The 16,297-nt window shown below is 71.4% G+C and carries 12 protein-coding genes; 3 read left to right on the top strand and 9 right to left on the bottom strand.

From position 1 onward, the window contains the following. Nucleotides 1-28: 28 nt before the first annotated feature. From ABFY03_RS30715 to ABFY03_RS30705, 3 genes are all read right to left on the bottom strand, one after another. The gene (locus ABFY03_RS30715) at nucleotides 29-1,789 is read right to left on the bottom strand and encodes an ABC transporter ATP-binding protein (protein ID WP_319013185.1); all 1,761 of its coding nucleotides are present in this window, start codon (nucleotides 1,787-1,789) and stop codon (nucleotides 29-31) included. Nucleotides 1,790-2,200: 411 nt separating this feature from the next. After that, complete coding sequence (locus ABFY03_RS30710) at nucleotides 2,201-2,383, bottom strand: cellulose binding domain-containing protein (protein ID WP_319013186.1); 183 nt, start codon at nucleotides 2,381-2,383, stop codon at nucleotides 2,201-2,203. 79 nt (nucleotides 2,384-2,462) lie between these two features. Continuing rightward, nucleotides 2,463-3,803 (bottom strand): cellulase family glycosylhydrolase, encoded by a 1,341-nt coding sequence (locus tag ABFY03_RS30705; protein ID WP_346171334.1) that lies wholly within the window; start codon nucleotides 3,801-3,803, stop codon nucleotides 2,463-2,465. A 137-nt stretch (nucleotides 3,804-3,940) separates the two neighbouring features. On the opposite strand from ABFY03_RS30705, the gene ABFY03_RS30700 reads away from it, so the two are divergent. Next, nucleotides 3,941-4,969 carry a LacI family DNA-binding transcriptional regulator gene (locus ABFY03_RS30700; protein WP_319013641.1) on the top strand — a complete coding sequence of 343 codons (1,029 nt, stop codon included), beginning with the start codon at nucleotides 3,941-3,943 and terminating at the stop codon, nucleotides 4,967-4,969. A 75-nt stretch (nucleotides 4,970-5,044) separates the two neighbouring features. Here the strand turns inward: ABFY03_RS30700 and ABFY03_RS30695 are convergent, their stop codons facing one another. From ABFY03_RS30695 to ABFY03_RS30685, 3 genes are all read right to left on the bottom strand, one after another. Beyond that, complete coding sequence (locus ABFY03_RS30695; RefSeq protein WP_319013642.1) at nucleotides 5,045-5,893, bottom strand: carbohydrate ABC transporter permease; 849 nt, start codon at nucleotides 5,891-5,893, stop codon at nucleotides 5,045-5,047. Between the two features lie 26 nt (nucleotides 5,894-5,919). After that, nucleotides 5,920-6,897 (bottom strand): carbohydrate ABC transporter permease, encoded by a 978-nt coding sequence (locus ABFY03_RS30690; RefSeq protein WP_346172330.1) that lies wholly within the window; start codon nucleotides 6,895-6,897, stop codon nucleotides 5,920-5,922. A gap of 118 nt (nucleotides 6,898-7,015) precedes the next feature. Then, entirely contained in the window at nucleotides 7,016-8,341 is a 1,326-nt protein-coding gene (locus tag ABFY03_RS30685; RefSeq protein ID WP_346171333.1) for an ABC transporter substrate-binding protein, read from the bottom strand. A 277-nt stretch (nucleotides 8,342-8,618) separates the two neighbouring features. On the opposite strand from ABFY03_RS30685, the gene ABFY03_RS30680 reads away from it, so the two are divergent. Both ABFY03_RS30680 and ABFY03_RS30675 read left to right on the top strand, forming a co-directional pair. Further along, on the top strand, nucleotides 8,619-11,018 hold the full coding sequence (locus ABFY03_RS30680) for a glycoside hydrolase family 2 protein (protein WP_346171332.1): 2,400 nt from the start codon (nucleotides 8,619-8,621) through the stop codon (nucleotides 11,016-11,018). Next, nucleotides 11,015-12,061 carry a LacI family DNA-binding transcriptional regulator gene (locus tag ABFY03_RS30675; RefSeq protein WP_319013190.1) on the top strand — a complete coding sequence of 349 codons (1,047 nt, stop codon included), beginning with the start codon at nucleotides 11,015-11,017 and terminating at the stop codon, nucleotides 12,059-12,061. The genes ABFY03_RS30680 and ABFY03_RS30675 overlap by 4 nt, the downstream gene beginning before the upstream one ends. A gap of 169 nt (nucleotides 12,062-12,230) precedes the next feature. Here ABFY03_RS30675 and ABFY03_RS30670 read toward each other — a convergent pair whose 3' ends face one another. From ABFY03_RS30670 to ABFY03_RS30660, 3 genes are all read right to left on the bottom strand, one after another. Beyond that, nucleotides 12,231-13,538: a cellulase family glycosylhydrolase gene (locus tag ABFY03_RS30670; RefSeq protein ID WP_346171331.1), complete on the bottom strand. Its 1,308-nt coding sequence runs from the start codon at nucleotides 13,536-13,538 to the stop codon at nucleotides 12,231-12,233. A gap of 342 nt (nucleotides 13,539-13,880) precedes the next feature. Continuing rightward, nucleotides 13,881-15,071 (bottom strand): mannose-6-phosphate isomerase, class I, encoded by a 1,191-nt coding sequence (gene manA / locus ABFY03_RS30665; protein ID WP_346171330.1) that lies wholly within the window; start codon nucleotides 15,069-15,071, stop codon nucleotides 13,881-13,883. Nucleotides 15,072-15,221: 150 nt separating this feature from the next. Further along, nucleotides 15,222-16,196 (bottom strand): ROK family protein, encoded by a 975-nt coding sequence (locus ABFY03_RS30660; protein ID WP_346171329.1) that lies wholly within the window; start codon nucleotides 16,194-16,196, stop codon nucleotides 15,222-15,224. Nucleotides 16,197-16,297 lie beyond the last annotated feature (101 nt).

Here is a 16,297-nt window from a genome sequence, read left to right as displayed (position 1 = left end):
GGGAGGGCGTCCCGCGTCGTACTCCGGATCAGGCCAGCTGGGTCGCCTGCAGGCGCGCGTAGGCCGAGTCGCGGCCGAGCAGTTCCCGGTGGCTTCCGGACTCCACCACCCGCCCCCGCTCCAGCACCACGATGCGGTCGGCCCGCCTGATGGTGGAGAGGCGGTGCGCCACGACGAAGACCGTCCGGCCGGCGACGAGACGCCCGAGCGCCTCCTGGACCTGCGCCTCGGAGCGGGCGTCGAGCGCCGACGTGGCCTCGTCGAGCACCAGCACCCGGGGGTCGCGGATGAGGGCGCGGGCGATGGCGAGCCGCTGGCGCTGGCCGCCCGAGAGCCGGGTGCCGCGCTCACCGACCACGGTGTCGAGGCCGTCCGGCAGCGCGTCGACGAACTCGGCGGCGTTGGCGTCGCGCAGGGCGCGCCGCAGCGTCTCCTCGTCGACGCGCTCCATCCCGTACGTGATGTTCTCCCGGACGCTCCCCTCGAAGAGGACGGACTCCTGGGGGACGACGGAGACGAACCTGCGGAAGCTCCGCAGGTCGAGGTCGGCCATGTCCTGGCCGTCCAGGAGGACCCGGCCCGCCGTGGGGCGGTGGAAGCCGAGCACCAGGTTGAGCAGGGTGGACTTCCCCGCGCCGGAGCCGCCGACGATCGCGAGGGTGGTGCCGACCGGCACGTCCAGGTCCACGTCGCGCAGGGCGGGCTCGTCGCCGCCCCCGTGCGTGAGGCCCGCGCCCTCGAAGCGGAACGCCCCGGCGACCGCGTCCACCCTCCGCTTGCCGTCGTTGACCTCCAGGTCGGGCGCCTGGAGGACCTCGCCGACGGACTTGAGGGACTCCACTCCCTTGCCCACGACGGGGGCCAGCGCGAGCAGGCTCGTGACGGCGCCGGTGAGGGTGGAGAAGTAGGCGCTGAGCATGACGACCTCGCCCGGGGTCACCGACGTCCACCCGTAGTACGCGACGAGCGCCGCGCCCGCGAGGCAGGCCGTGCCGAGTCCGTTGAAGACGACCCAGGACAGGGAGCCGAAGCGGGCGTTGAGCAGGTCGAGCCGCGTCCCCTCCCGCTGCACCCGGTCGAGCTCGCGTCCGACGCGGCCCAGGGCCGTGCGCTCCAGGGCGTGGGCGCGGGTGATGGGGATGAGGGTGGTCATGTCGCTGACGGAGGCGGACATGCGCTCGACCGAGCGGCGGTACGAGGTGTTCCCCTCGCCCAGCCTCGCGCGAAGGGCGCCGATCAGCAGCACGGCGACGGGGACGAGGACGAGGAAGACCGGCAGGAAGAGCGGGGTGACGACGGCGATGACGGCGAGGCCGCCCGCCAGGGTCGCGACGGCCGTGAGGCCGTTGTCCGCGGTCTGCTGGAGTCCCGTCTCCAGCGTCTCGACGTCCCGGACCACCTTGGCGTGCAGCACGGACGAGCTGGTGCGGCTGTGGAAGCCGATGGAGAGCTGCTGCATCCGGGTCACGAGGGCGGACCTCAGGTCGCGGCCGAGTCGGCGGATCGCCCCGTGCGTCCAGCGGACGTACAGCAGGTGCAGGGGTGGGTTCAGGAGGAGAACCGTGAGCATCACGGCGCAGTTCCACCACAGTTCGGCGATCGGCCGGTGCTCGACGACGACGTCGATGACGTTCGCCGTCACCGGTGGGAGCAGCCAGACGGGCGCGTGCTTGGCGAAGAAGACCGCGACGGCCCCGGCGAGCCGTGTCCGGTCGGGCCGGAAGAGGTAGTGGACCGTACGGATCGGGTGTTCGCCCCGGTAACGGTGGTCGAGCGGACTGTGATTCATGGTTTCTGCGGGCTTCCTTCGTCGGGGCCGGCCGCGCCTCTCGCCGTGGCACGCGTCCGGTGGCGGCGCGTGGGCCAGGGGCGGAGGCCCGACGCGTACGAGGCGGCCCGGATCCGCGGCCGTGGGACGGCCGGAGTCCTCCTGGGGCGAGGACGGCGGCGTGCTCTCGTAGAAGCATGCGGCGCGCGGGCCCCTCGATTCCAGCGCCGGCGGGGACGCTCGGAAGATTTGCGAAACCCTGGTTAAACCACCGTGGCCCCTCGCTGGTCCGCCCCGGTCCGGGGTCTCGGGCCGGAGGACCGCGGTACCGGAGAAGCCCGGGAGCGGAAACGCCCGTGGAGGGCATCGAGTGCGGAGATGCCGAAGCGGGGTGCCCGCGTGTGCGGGCACCCTTCACTGCGGTGTGTGCGGTCAGGCGGTCGCGCAGGTCTTCCCGTTGAGGGTGAACGCGGCCGGCGCCCCGTTGGTGCCGGCCACCGGCGTGCCGCTGAAACCGAAGTCCACGTCGGCTCCCGGGGCGATGGTGACGTTGTAGCCGGACGGGTTGCTCGCGGTGACGGTCCGGCCGTCCTGGGCGGGTACGGCGTTCCACATCTGGGTGAAGGCTGGTCACCGGGGAAGGCGAAGACGAGCTGCCAGCCTCCGACGGGGGTGGAGCCGGTGTTGCGGATCGTCACGCTGCCGTTGAAGGTGGCGCCCCAGTCGGAGAGCGTGTAGGTGACGGCGCAGCCGGTGGGGGCGGGGGTGGTGGACGGAGTCGTGGGCGGGGTCGTGGGGTCCGTCGGACGGGGGGTGGCGGCGTGGCCGGGTCGGTCGGGGTAGGAGACGGCGTGGAGCCGGGGAGGCCGCTCTTCGCGGCCATGCGATCGGAGTGGGCGTGGAAGACGGCGAGTTCGGACGCGCCCTGGGAGACGCCGAACTTCCCGTCGATGCCGCGGTCCTGGTACCACCACAAGGCGCTGCCGTCGCCGCCCGCCTCTTCGAATGCGGTGTAGATCTCCCGCCACCACAGGGCGCGATCGACGTTGTGGACATTGAACTCGCCCATGAAGAAGGGCTTGCCGACGACCTCGTGGGAGTCGCGGATCCAGGCGCGGACGAGATCCTTGGTCTCCTCGATGCTCAGGTCCGCCCAGTGCTCGGTCGGGTAGGGGTGGGCGGAGGCGAAATCGATGTACGGGGACTTCTGGGTGTGGACGAAGGGGTTGCCCGAGTCGCCGCCGAAGCCGTACTTCGTGCCGTGGCCCTCGGTCCCGGCGCCGAGGAGGTGGTTCGGGTCGATGGACTTCACGAAGGCGCCCATCTCGTCGACCCAGGCCCGCAGGGTCGTGCCGTCGACGTTCTCGGCGGCGCTCTGGCCCTCGTAGCGGGGCTCGTTCATGAGCTCCCAGGCGAAGATCGCCGGCTCGTCCTTGTACTTCACGCCGCTGTAGTGGTTGGTGCGGTTGAGGGCGTGGGAGACGGAGTTCTTGTACGAGGTGAAGCAGCCCGGGCAGCGGTTCTGGTCGAAGAAGGCGGCGCGGGCCGGACCGCCGCCGGAGAGGCCCTCCCAGCGCAGGCGGGTGTCGATGCCCCCGTACGCCTCCCAGTAGTTCTCGAAGACGGGGATCAGGCGCAGGCCGTGGGCCTTCGCCGACTCGATGACGTAGTCGAAGGCGGCGTACTGCTGCTCGTTGAACTCGCCCTCGCGCTCCTCGAAGCCGTGCCAGCTCTCGTGGCTGAACATCCAGACGAGGGCGACGTCGACGCCGTCGGCCACCATGCGGGCGACATGGGCGTCGATGCGGGCCTTGTCCATGTACCGGGTCTCGGTGTCACCGGATCCCGACCCGAAGGTGAACATGTCGTAGGCGTTGGCGCCGGCGATGAAGTACTCCCTGCCGTCGAGGCAGAAGCGGATACCGCAGCGGGTGACGAAGGAGTCGGCGTCATCGGCGACGGCGGGTGCGGGGCGGGCGGCGAGGAGGCCGGCGAGGGCCAGGACGACCGCGAGGAGGAGGGCCGTCGGCCCCACCCGTCCCGCCCGTGGAACGGCGCGGGAGGACCTGCTCCTGGGTTCCCTTTCGTCGGGAGGGAGTGGAGGAACCGCCCGCGGCGCGTCCTGGCGGTAGGGTCGGGGTGTCGAGGGTTCAGGATGGAGCTGGGGTGGCAGTGAAACGGCCGACGATGGCGGACATCGCACGTCGGGCGGGAGTGTCGAAGGTGGCGGTCTCGTACGCGCTCAACGACCAGCCCGGAGTGTCGGAGGCCACCCGAGCCTCGATCAAGAGCATCGCCGAGGAGCTGGGCTGGCGCCCGAACAGCGCCGCCCGGGCGCTGACCGGCGGGCGTGCGCAGGCGGTCGGGCTGGTGGTCCGGCGGCCGGCACGGACACTGGGGGTCGAGCCGTTCTTCATGGAGTTCATCAGCGGCGTGGAGACGGTGCTCGCCGAGCACGCGTACGCGCTGATGCTCCAGATGGTGACGGACCAGGAGCAGGAGATCGAGATCTGCCGGCGCTGGTGGGGCGAGCGGCGGGTCGACGGCGTCTTCCTCATGGACCTGCAGACCGATGACGACCGGGTCGGCGCGGTGCGGGAGATGGGGCTGCCCGCGGTGGCCATCGGGCCGCCGGACGTCGCCGGGGGACTGCCGGCCGTCTGGTCGGACGACGGCGAGAGCGTGCGCGAGATCGTGCGCTACCTGGCGGCGCTGGGACACCGGCGGATCGCGCGGGTGGCGGGCCCCGCCGCGCTCGCGCACACCGCCGTCCGCGACGCCGCGCTCGCGGAGGTCTGCCGGGAGGCAGGCGTCCCCGCGGCGACCGTGGTGCACACCGACTACACCGGGGACGAGGGCGCGCGGGCCGCGCGGGCCCTGCTGATCGCCCCCGAGCGGCCGACGGCGATCGTGTTCGACAACGACATCATGGCGGTCGCCGCGCTGTCCGTGGCCCAGGAACTGAGCCTGTCGATCCCCGCCGACCTGTCGGTGGTGGCCTGGGACGAGTCGCCGCTGACGCAGGTGGTGCGCCCGACGCTGTCGGCCGTCAGCCGCGACATCCCGGCGTACGGGGCCCGCTCCGCGACCGCGCTGCTCGCCCAGATCGACGGGGAGGACATCGACAGCATCCGCGAGGGGTACGCGCACTTCGTGCCCCGGGGCAGTACGGCTCCGCCGCCGGAGCCCGGCCGCCGCTGACCGCCCGTCCACGGGGAGACCGTACGGGAGCCGGTCCGCTCCCCCGTACGGCCCGGCCCCCGCCTCTTGGCACCGCTACTTGGTGGCTCCCTGGGCGAAGCCGTTGTAGATCCAGCGCTGGAGGAGCAGGAAGACCACCAGCGTGGGGACGATGACGAGGATCGCGCCGGCCGAGATGGCTTCCCAGTGCGCCCCGAAGGGTCCCTTGAAGCGGAAGAGCGCGGTGGAGATCGTCCCCAGGTCCTCGGAGTGCATGTAGAGGAAGGGGATGTAGAAGTCGTTGTAGGTGGTGATCCCCTTGATGATGACGACGGTCGCGATCGCGGGCTTGAGCAGCGGGAAGATGATCTTCCGGTAGATGGTGAAGGCGTTGGCCCCGTCGAGCCGGGCGGCTTCGTCCAGCGAGACGGGGATGCCCCGGATGAACTGCAGGAAGATGTAGACCGAGACGATGTCGGTACCCATGTAGAGCAGGATCGGGGCCCAGCGGGTGTCGACGAGGCTGAAGCTGTTGATCACCTGGAAGGTCGCGACCTGGGTGGTGACGCTGGGGACGAGGGTGGCGATCAGGAAGCCGGCCATGACGAGCTTCTTGCCGCGGAAGTCGAAGCGGTCGACGGCGTACGCGGTCATGGAGCCGATGATCACCGTCCCGCCGATCGAGAAGACGAGGATGAACGCGGTGTTCCCGAACGCCGTCAGCATCTTGCCGTCGTTGAACGCGGTGACGTAGTTCTCGAAGTTGAACCAGTTCCCGGGCAGGGAGAGCGCACCGCCCGAGCCGACCTCCTCCGACGTCTTGAGCGAGGTGAGGAAGACGACGGCCAGCGGGATCAGGACGACCGCGGAGGCCACGATCAGCGACAGGTAGGTCAGGGCGCCTCCGACGGGCAGCCGACGGCGGGAGCTGCGCGGCCCTTCCATGGTGGCGGGGGTGAGGTCGGAGGAGGTCATACGAGGTCCACCTTGTCGTCGGGCACGAGCCGGCGCTGGATCCAGGTGATCAGCAGGATGATCAGGAGCAGCACCACGGCCGCGGCCGAGGCCAGGCCGGTCTTGTTGAACTGGAAGGCGAGTTTGATCGTCTGGATCACGAAGGTCTGGGTGCCGGTGGCGCCGCCGGTCATGATGTAGGGGATCTCGAAGACCGACAGCGAGCCGGAGATCGCCAGGATCGCGCTGAGGCTGATGACGGGCTTGATGCTGGGGGCGATGATGTGCCGGAACTGCTTCCACTTCCCCGCCCCGTCGAGCTCCGCCGCCTCGTACAGCTCGCCCGGGATCGACTGGATCGCGCCGAGGAAGAGGACGAAGTTCAGTCCGGTGAAGCGCCAGACGGAGACGCCCGCGAGGGAGACGTTCGCGGAGGTCGGGTCACCGAGCCAGGGATGGTCGGAGGTCACGCCGAGCCAGGCGAGCACGGAGTCGAGGGTGCCGCCGTCCTGGAAGAAGTACAGGAAGACGAAGCCGATCGCGACGCCGTTGATCAGGTAGGGGAAGAAGAGGATCCCCTTGAAGAAGCTGCGGAACCGCAGGTTGAAGCTGAGGATCACCGCGAAGTACAGGGCGACGGCGATCTGGACCACGGACGCCGCGAGGTAGTAGCCGCTGACGAAGAAGACGCGGAAGAACTCGGGACGGGTGAAGATCCGGACGTAGTTGTCGAATCCCACGTACTCCCGGTCCGGGCTCACGCCGTCCCAGTCGGTGAAGCTGTACGAGATCATGCTCGCGACGGGGACGTAGGTGAACGTGATCAGCAGGGCGAGCGGGGCCGCCAGGAAGAGCCAGGGCGTGATCCGCCGCAGCGGCGAATCACGCCAGGATCTCGTCCGGCCGGCGGTGGGGCCGCGCCGGCGGCCCGCCGGGCGAGACCGCCTCCCTAGCGTGTCGGCCTCGGCCTTGTCCGTGCTGGATCGCCCTGTCATGGCGGCGCCCTCTGGTGCGGTGTCGGTGGTCTGGGTCATGTCGGCCTTTCGTGTCCGCGGCTGCGGAAGGTCCAGGGGCCCCGGCCGGTGTCGTGCGGCCGGGGCCACTCCGCCGGTATCAGCTACCGACGGTCTTCGCCGCCTCGTCCCACCTCTTGTCGAGGTCAGCGAAGAAGTCCTCCAGGCTGCCCTTGGCGGCGCCGCGGGCCGTGTCGATCAGCTTCTGGCGGTAGTCCGGCTTGTTGAGGCCGATCTCGGCCGCCTCGTCGATGTCGTTGACGGCCGCGGTCTTCGCCTCGGAGCGGTCGAAGAATCTGACATCGTTGTCAACGAACTCCTTCAGCGTGGCGGGCATCGGGGCGGACTTCACCGCGGAGACCACGCCCTCCTTCTCCGCGAAGCCGGACTTCTCGGTGAACCAGTCCACCCAGGCACGCGCCGCGGGCTTGTTGTGCGAGTGGACGCTCACGGCCTGCTGGTAGTCGGACACCAGGCCGGCGCAGTGCTTGCCGTCCTTCTGGATCGGGAAGGGCATGAAGCCGATGTCCTCCGGCGTGCCACCGGCCTTCTTCGCCGCGTCCTGCATCTGCGTGATCGACCAGGAACCGAGCATCATCGTGGCGATCTCACCCCCACCGAGGAACGCCTTGGAGGTCTCCCAGTTGGTGGTGGTCGGGTCCTTCTCCGACAGGCCCTGCTTCACGATGTCGTACAGGAGGGTGTCGATGGTGTTGAGCTCGCCCCCGGCCTTCCAGGGCGAGACCGGGCCGGCAAGCGCGTTGCTCGCCTGGGCGTCGCAGCCGACGACGCCGAGGTTGCTGGTCCACTGGACCATCGGCCAGCCGTCCTTGAAGTTGGTGTAGTACGGCGTGGCGCCGGTCTTCTCCTTCACCGCCTTCAGGCCCGCCAGGAACTCGTCCGGGGTCTTCGGCCACGCGGTCACGCCGGCCCGCTTCCAGAGCTTCTTGTTGTAGACGAAGCCGTTGGCGGTGCCGAACTGGGCGATGCCGTAGACCTTGCCGTCCACCTCGGCCTTGTCGCTGAAGCGGTACTTCGACAGCTCGGCGGTGGTGCCGAGGGGCGCGAAGAACTTCGGGTAGTCGCTCTTGGCCACCGCGCCGGGGATGAGGAGCACGTCACCGTACGCGTTGGTGTTCATGCGGATCTTCACCTCCCCCTCGTAGTCGGTGATGCCGTCGAACTTCACCTTCACCTTGGGGTAGATCTTGTTGAACTCCGCCGCGTACTTCTGGAGCGTCCCGTTCTGCACCAGGTCGGTCCGCTGCGTGAGGACCTTGATCTCGCCCGAGACCTCCTTCGGGTCGGACGGCGGGGCGGCCACCTCTCCGGTGGCACCACCACCTCCGCCGCCGCACGCCGACAGCGCGAGCATCACGGCGGCCAGCACAGCGCCCGAGAGCGCGGTCGTCTTCGTGTTCCCCATGGCCCAACTCCTTCAAAGTCACGGCTCAGGTCATCGGTGGGATGACGGCACTATGTCAGCCAGCTGTGAACCGGTAAAGTGCTGATTTCCAGCGTGATGCCCAATCGTTACTCGGAGCAGTCGACATGTGCGGGTCCGATGACGTCACGCACTCGATCCGCTCTCCCTCATCCCTGCCTGAGCTTCACCGGTTCATGGACAGTTAAGTGAATGTACGGCTAGCTTGTCGGCCCGTACACGCATCCCGCCCGCTGCCAGGCGATTGGAGCCGCACACCATGAAGGACGTCACCCGACTGCACGAGGGGTGGAGCCTGCGCCACGAGGACGCGCTGCTCCCCGCACAGGTGCCCGGTTGTGTCCACACCGACCTGCTCGCCGCCGGGGTGATCCCGGACCCGTTCCTCGGACTGAACGAGACGGAGACCGCCTGGGTCGGGCGCCGCTCGTGGTCGTACGAGACCGAACTCACCGCCGCCGACGGCGGGCACGAGCGGAGCGAGCTGGTCTTCGAGGGACTGGACACCGCCGCGGAGGTCCTGGTCGACGGCGAGTCGCTCGGCGCGACCCGGAACATGCACCGCACCCACCGCTTCGACGTGACGGGGCGGGCCGGCCGCCTGGAGGTGCGCTTCGACTCGGCGTACGACGAGGCCGAGCGGGTCCGCGCGCTCACCGGCGACCGCCCGAACGTCTACCCCGAGCCGTTCCAGTACATCCGCAAGATGGCCTGCTCCTTCGGCTGGGACTGGGGCCCGACCGTGGTCACCGCCGGCATGTGGCGGCCGGTGCGGATCGAGCGCTGGTCGACCGCCCGGCTCGCGGAGGTCCGCCCGCTGGTCACCCTCGACGGCCCCACCGGCCACGTCGAGCTGCGCGTCCGGGCCGCCCGGACCGCGAGCGGCACGGACCGCCCGCTCATCCTGCGCGCCACGGTCGCCGGCGTGGTCGCCGAGACCTCCTTCGCGGGCACGGAGACCGTGCTCCGCCTGGAGGTGCCGGAGCCGCAGCTGTGGTGGCCCCGGGGCTACGGTGCCCAACCGCTGTACGGGCTCGACGTCGACCTCCTGGACGAGGACGGCGCACCGCTCGACTCCTGGTCGCGGCGGATCGGCTTCCGCACCGTCACCGTCGACCGCTCCGCCGACGAGCACGGCACCGGCTTCACCTTCGTCGTCAACGGCACGCGGATCTTCGCGCGCGGCGTCAACTGGATCCCCGACGACGTCCTGCCGTCCCGCGTCACCCCCGAGCGCTACCGCGCCCGTCTCACCCAGGCCGCCGAGGCCAACATCGACCTCGTCCGCATCTGGGGCGGCGGGATCTACGAGGACGACGCCTTCTACGACGTCTGCGACGAGCTGGGCCTGATGGTCTGGCAGGACTTCCTCTTCGCCTGCGCCGCCTACCCCGAGGAGCAGCCGCTGCGGGGAGAGGTGGAGGCCGAAGCACGCGACAACGTTGTCCGGCTGATGCCGCACCCCAGCCTCGTCCTGTGGAACGGCAACAACGAGAACCTGTGGGGCTTCCGCGACTGGGACTGGGAGGTACCGCTCGCCGGCGACTCCTGGGGCGAGGGCTACTACCTCGGGATCCTGCCCCGGATCGTCGCCGAACTCGACCCGACCCGCCCCTACACGGCCGGCAGCCCCTGGTCAGGCTCCTGGGACCACCACCCCAACGACCCCCGGCACGGCACCCACCACTCCTGGGAGGTATGGAACCGGCAGGACTACGCCGAGTACCGCGCCGACGTCCCCCGCTTCTGCGCCGAGTTCGGCTGGCAGGCCCCGTCCGCGATCAGCACCCTGCGGCGCGCCCTGCCCGGCGAGGACCTGGCCCCCGACTCCCCCGGCATGCTGCACCACCAGAAGGCCGAGGACGGCAACGGCAAGCTGAACCGCGGCATCGACCGCCACTTCGGCCTGCCCGAGGACGACTTCGACCGCTGGCACTACCTCGCCCAGGTCGTCCAGGCCCGCGCCGTCGCCGCCGGCATCGAGCACTGGCGCTCCCACTGGCCGGTCTGCGCGGGCACCGTCGTCTGGCAGCTCAACGACTGCTGGCCGGTCAGCAGTTGGGCCGCCATCGACGGCGACGGACACCTCAAGCCGCTCTACCACGAGCTGCGCCGCGTCTACGCCGACCGGCTCCTCAGCCTCGTGCCCACCGCGGACGGTCCGGTCCTCGCCGTCGACAACCAGTCCGGCACCACCTGGCGCACCACCGTCACCCTGCGCCGCGTCGCCGCCGACGGCACCGTGGTGAAGGAGGCCGCGCTGGAGGTGGAGGCCGCCGCGCGGACGGTGGTGCGGCTGGACGTCCCGGGCGCGCTGCTTCCGGACGCGGCCTCGGCGAAGGAGCTCCTGGTCGCCGACACGGACGGTCTGCGTGCGGTCCATCTCCCCGTGTACGAGAAGGAGTTCGCCTACCCTGCGCCCATCTACGACGTCCTGGTCGAACCGGCGGGCGACGGCGACTCGGTCGTGACCGTCACCGCCCGCACCATCGTGCGCGACCTCCTGCTCCAGGCCGACCGCCTCGCCCCGCGGGCGAGCGCCGACCGCGGACTGGTCACGCTTCTGCCGGGCGAGGAGGTCCGGATCACGGTGCGCGGCTGGGCGGGCGACGACCCGGAAGCCGTACGGGCGGCCCTGTTCAGCGTGGGAGCGGCGTGAGCGCCCCTTCCCCCCGTCTCCCCGGCCCGCGCGTCACGATCACCGATGTCGCCGCGCGGGCCGGGGTGTCCAAAGGCGCCGTCTCCCTCGCCTTCAACAACCGGCCCGGGGTGTCCCCGGCGACCCGGGAGCGCATCTTCACGGCCGCCGAGGAGCTCGGCTGGAGCCCGAACCAGACGGCGCGGAACCTCTCCGGCCGGCGGACGGGCATCATCGGCCTGGCGATCTGCCGCCCCGCCCGGCTCCTCGGCCTCGAACCCTTCTACATGGAGTTCATCTCCGGCATCGAGGACGTCCTCGCCGAGCGCTCCTGCTCCCTCCTCCTCCGCCTGGTCCGCGACCTGGCCGAGGAGAGCGACCTCTACCGGGAGTGGTGGCGCAGCAGGACGGTCGGCGGGGCGATCCTCGTCGACTTCCACCGGGACGACCCGCGCATCCCACCACTGCGGGCGCTCGGCATGCCCGCGGTGGCCGTCGGCCACCCGTCCCTGACCGGTGGCTTCCCGTCCGTCTGGACGGACGACGCCTCCGCGGCGGCCGAGGCCGTGCGCTACCTGGCGGCCCTCGGCCACCGGCGGATCGCCCGGGTCGGCGGGCCCGCCGGCCTCGGCCACAGCGGCATCCGAGCCGCCGCCTTCGAGGCGACCATGGCCGAACTGGGCCTGGACGGACGGCGGCAGGTGGCCACCGGCTTCGTCGGGGAGGAGGGCGCGCGGGCCACCCGCAGCCTCCTGATGTCGCCGGACCGGCCGACGGCGATCCTGTACGACAACGACATCATGGCCGTCGCCGGAGCGGCGGTCGCCTCCGAGATGGGCCTCTCGGTCCCCGACGACGTCTCCCTCCTCGCCTGGGACGACTCGCAGCTGTGCCGGCTGACGCATCCGCCGATGTCCGCGATGAGCCACGACGTCCACCACTTCGGCGAGGAGGTCGCCCGGACCCTGTTCGGGGTGATCGAAGGGACCCGCGCCGGCTCCCTCCAAGTGCCCACCCCGTCCCTGACGCCGAGGGGGTCGACGGGGCCGCCTCGCCGCACGTAGGCGGTCGCGCACGACGTTGAGGGGCATACCGGTACGGGTATGCCCCTCAACGTCGTCTCCCTCCTCCCTCAGGAGGCGGCGGAAGCGGGCGAGGAGCGGGTTCCGGGGCAGGGACGTGCCGGCGGAACCCGCTCCTCTCGCACCCGGTGCGGCGGATGCGGTACGGGGGTCAGCCCTTGGCGCAGGGGACGCCGTCGAGGCTGAAGGAGGCGGGCACGGCGCCGGGGCCCGTGACGATGACGCCGAAGCTCACGGCCCCGCCGACCGGGACGGGCGCGGTCCAGGACTCGCTGGTGGCGCGGACCTGGCGGCCGTCCTGGGTGACGGAGGCGTTCCAGGCGGAGTTCACCGTGGCGCCCTCCGGGAGGGCGAAGTCGAGCTTCCAGCCCTTGAGGGGCTGTTCGCCGGTGTTGCGGACGCTGATGTCGGCGTTGAAGCCGGTGCCCCAGTCGTCGAGGCGGTGGGCGACCGAGCAGCCGCGCCGGTACACGCCGGCCTCCTGGGAGGTCTGCCGGATGCCGTCGGGGCCGTGGAAGAGGCGCTCGCCCCAGGGGGTGAGCCGGTCGGCGTCGAAGCCGGTGGCGAGGTCGAGGTAATCGACGCCGCCGCCGTTGCCGCTCCAGGACCAGCCGAGGTAGCCGAGGTCGAGTCGGCGGGCGGTGGCCATGATGGCGTCCTCGTCGGGGTTGCCGTCCGAGTGGTCGTGGCCGAACTCGCCCACGACGATGGGCAGTCCGCGGTCGACGAAGCTGCCGAGGTACTCTTCGACCTCGGCGGCGGTGTCATACACGCCGTACATGTGGATGGAGAAGACGGTGTTGCGGTCGGGGTCGGAGGCGAAGACGGCGGGGGCGTTCTCGCGCATGGTGCCGGACCAGTCCTGCCCCCAGTTGGGAGCGTCGACCATCAGGGTGTGGTCGAAGCCGGCCGCGCGCAGCCGGCCGATGGCGTCCTTGGTGTCCTGCGTCCAGGCGGGGTAGCCGGCGTTTCCGTGCGGCTCGTTGCCGAGGTTGACGATGACGTACTTCTCCTGCCCCTTGAGGGCGTCCGCCACCTCCAGCCAGTAGTCCACGGCGTCGGAGAGGGAGGCCGCGTCGCTCTGCTCGCCGTAGCCGGTGGTGTCGTGGGCCTCCAGGACGCAGACGAGCCGGTTGGCCTTGCACCGGGCGACGACGTCCGCGACGTCGGCGGCGTTGTTCTTCGTCCAGCGGGCGCCGGTGGAGAGCACCACCCGGACCGAGTTGGCGCCGAGTGCCTTGATGTCGGCGAGGGACCGTCCGGTGCGGTCCGTGTACCAGGCGTGGGCGTGGTTGACGCCGCGCAGGACAAAGTCTTTGCCGGTGGCGTCGACGAGTCGTCCGTCCACGACGCGGAAGCCGTCCGCGCGCTCGGCGGCCTGGGCGGTGGCGGGGATCGAGGTGATCGTGGCGGCGAGGGCGAGCAGCGTCGCCGCCGAGAGGACCCGTGTCCTGTTCATGTGGTGCTCCCAATTCGGTACCGCGTCCCGCGAGGAGAGCGGGCGCGGTGCTGCCTGACATGGAGTGAGATCGCGGCCGGCCGGGGCCGGTGGCCCGGGGGAGGGTCCACGCGTGGCGGGCGGACAGCCGCCGGGCCCCACCGCCCGGATGGTGCTGCGGCTCGATTCCGGGCGGTGGGGATTCTCCGCGGGTGCGGTTCAGGTCGTCGCCTCGATCGGTCGGCGATTTCTCCTGCCGATTCCCGGCTTTCGATTGGAGGCTAGGGGCCGTCTTGGCCGATCACAAGAGCTGGAACATAACCGGTTAAGGCCCATGAGGGTTTCGTGGCCCGGCCCGACCGTTCAGCCGAGGCGTTCCGCGGTGCCCGTCGTGGCGCGGAACACCGTCCCGCTCCCTTCCAGCCCCGCCTCGACGCCCGCCGCCACGTACACGGCCCGTCCCGGGCCGATGCCGAGGCCCTGCCCGGATGAGGTGACGGTCACGGTCCCGGCGGTGCAGAGGAGGATCTGCGGGGCGTCCAGAGTGAGGCGCCGCCACGGCTCGCCGACCCGCAGGAGGTACCGCGACAGGCGGAAGTCGTCCACCGGCGCCGGGTACACCTCCTCGCCCTCCTCGTCCCGGGGAGTCAGCACGCGGGCCGCGGGGGCGTCGAAGCGGACGATCCGGGTCAGCTCCTCGGCGTCGACGTGCTTGGAGGTCAGTCCGCACCGCAGGACGTTGTCGGAGCTCGCCATGATCTCCACGCCGAGCCCGGAGAGGTACGCGTGCGGGACGCCGGCGCCGAGGAACAGCGCCTCGCCGGGGCTCAGCTCGACGTACCGGAGCAGCAGCGCGGAGAGGAGCCCGGAGTCGCCCGGGTAGGCCCGCGCGATGCGGTCGTAGGCGGTGATGCGGGCCTCGGCGGGACCCTCCGCCGCGACGGCCAGCGCCCTGGCGACGGCGCCGAGGAGGCCCGCCGGCGGGCGGAGGAAGGCCCGGAACACCTCCGCGAGCGCCTGGGGCTCGGGGGCGGCCCGCAGGGTGTCGGCATACGGCCGGAGCGCCGGCACCTCCAGGGAGTCGAGCAGGTCGGCGGCGTCCGACGAGGCCCGGAAGCCGCACAGCCCCCGGAACGGGGTGAGGGCGACGATCATCTCCGGCTTGTGCTGGTCGTCGCGGTAGGTGCGGTGGGCCGCGTCCAGGGGCACGCCGAGCGCGTTCTCCCGGGCGAACCCGGCCTGGGCCTGGGCGAGGTCCGGGTGCACCTGGACGGAGAGCGGCGCGTCCGCGGCCAGGAGCTTGAGCAGGAACGGGAGCCGGGGCCCGAACCGGCGCACGGTGGCCGCTCCGAGCTCACCCTCCGGGTTCCCGGCGACCACCCGGTCCAGGGGGGTGAGGACGTTCTCCCTGAGCACGCGGGAGGGCGCCGCCGGGTGGGCGCCCATCCAGAGTTCGGCCTGGGGCGCTCCGGTGGGCGGCTCGCCCATGAGTTCCGGCAGCAGGGTGCGGGAGCCCCAGTCATAGGGCTGGACGGTGTTGTGGAGGAGGTCCATGGGCGTTTCCTGGAGTTCGGGCGGCGGGGTGGAAGCGGGGGCACCGCGGTGCCCCGAAGGGCGCCCGGTGCCGGTGCGTGCGGGCACGGGGGAGGCCCGTCCTCGCACGGCCGGGGAGGTCGGAGGCCAGGTGACCGCGGGGCGGCCGGGTCAGGTGGCCGTTCGCCCCCGCGTCCCGGCTCCGGCGCGGGAGAGCTCGGAGGCGGCGACGCCCGCGGCGGCCGCGCCGATCAGTCCGGCGTCGAGGGCCAGGCCGGCGGGCACGACCGGGAGGTCACGCGTGAAGTCGAGGGCGGCGTACGCCTTCAGGTGGTGCCGCAGCGGTGCGAACAGCAGGTCGCCCGTCTGCGAGACCCCGCCGCCCACGACGACCAGGTCGAGTTCGACGAGCGCGGCGGTCGCCGCGATGGCGGCGGCCAGGGCGCGGCCGGCCCGGTCGAACGCGGCGAGCGCCCTCGGGTCGCCCGCGCGGGCCGAGGCGGCCACCTCGCGTGCCGTGGCGGGAAGGCCCGCCGGGGGCGTCCAACCGGACTCCAGGGCGTGGGCGGCGATCGCCGTACCGCTGGCGTAGCGCTCGACGCACCCACGGGCGCCGCAGGGGCACAGCGGGCCGTGCTGGTCGACGGTGATGTGGCCGATGTGGCCGGCGTTCCCGGTCCTCCCCGCGTGGACGGAACCTCCCAGGACCAGCCCGCCGCCGACCCCGGTCGAGACGACCATGCACAGGGCGTTCGCCGTGTCCTTCGCCGCTCCGATCCAGTGTTCCGCCGCCGTCATGGCGACCGCGTCGCCGACGAGCACCGGCTCGATCCCGTCCGGAACGGCGGGATGACTCCGCACGCGCTCCACCAGGGGGAAGGAGCGCCAGGCCGGGATGTTGACCGGACTCACCGTGCCCGCGAACGTGTCCACGGGCCCCGCGCTCCCGATTCCCAGGCAGGACAGCGAGGCCCACTCGGGACGGGTGGCCAGCTCGTCCAGGACGGCGGTCACCGCGGCCATCAGCACCTCGGCGGACTCACGCGCGGGCGTCGGCCGCTGCGCCCGCGCCACCACGTGCCCCTCGGCGTCGACCAGCGCCCCAGCGATCTTCGTACCGCCGATGTCCAGCGCTCCGTACACCATCCCGCCCAACCTCTCCGAACCATCCGAACTGTACGAAGCACCACTCTGCCGACGGTTGACAACGTTGTCTAGACCGAAACGGATCCGGTTAAGTCACATAC

The organism is Streptomyces roseofulvus (genome assembly GCF_039534915.1).
Classification (GTDB): domain Bacteria; phylum Actinomycetota; class Actinomycetes; order Streptomycetales; family Streptomycetaceae; genus Streptomyces; species Streptomyces roseofulvus.
This window is presented reverse-complemented; position numbering and strand designations above follow the sequence as displayed.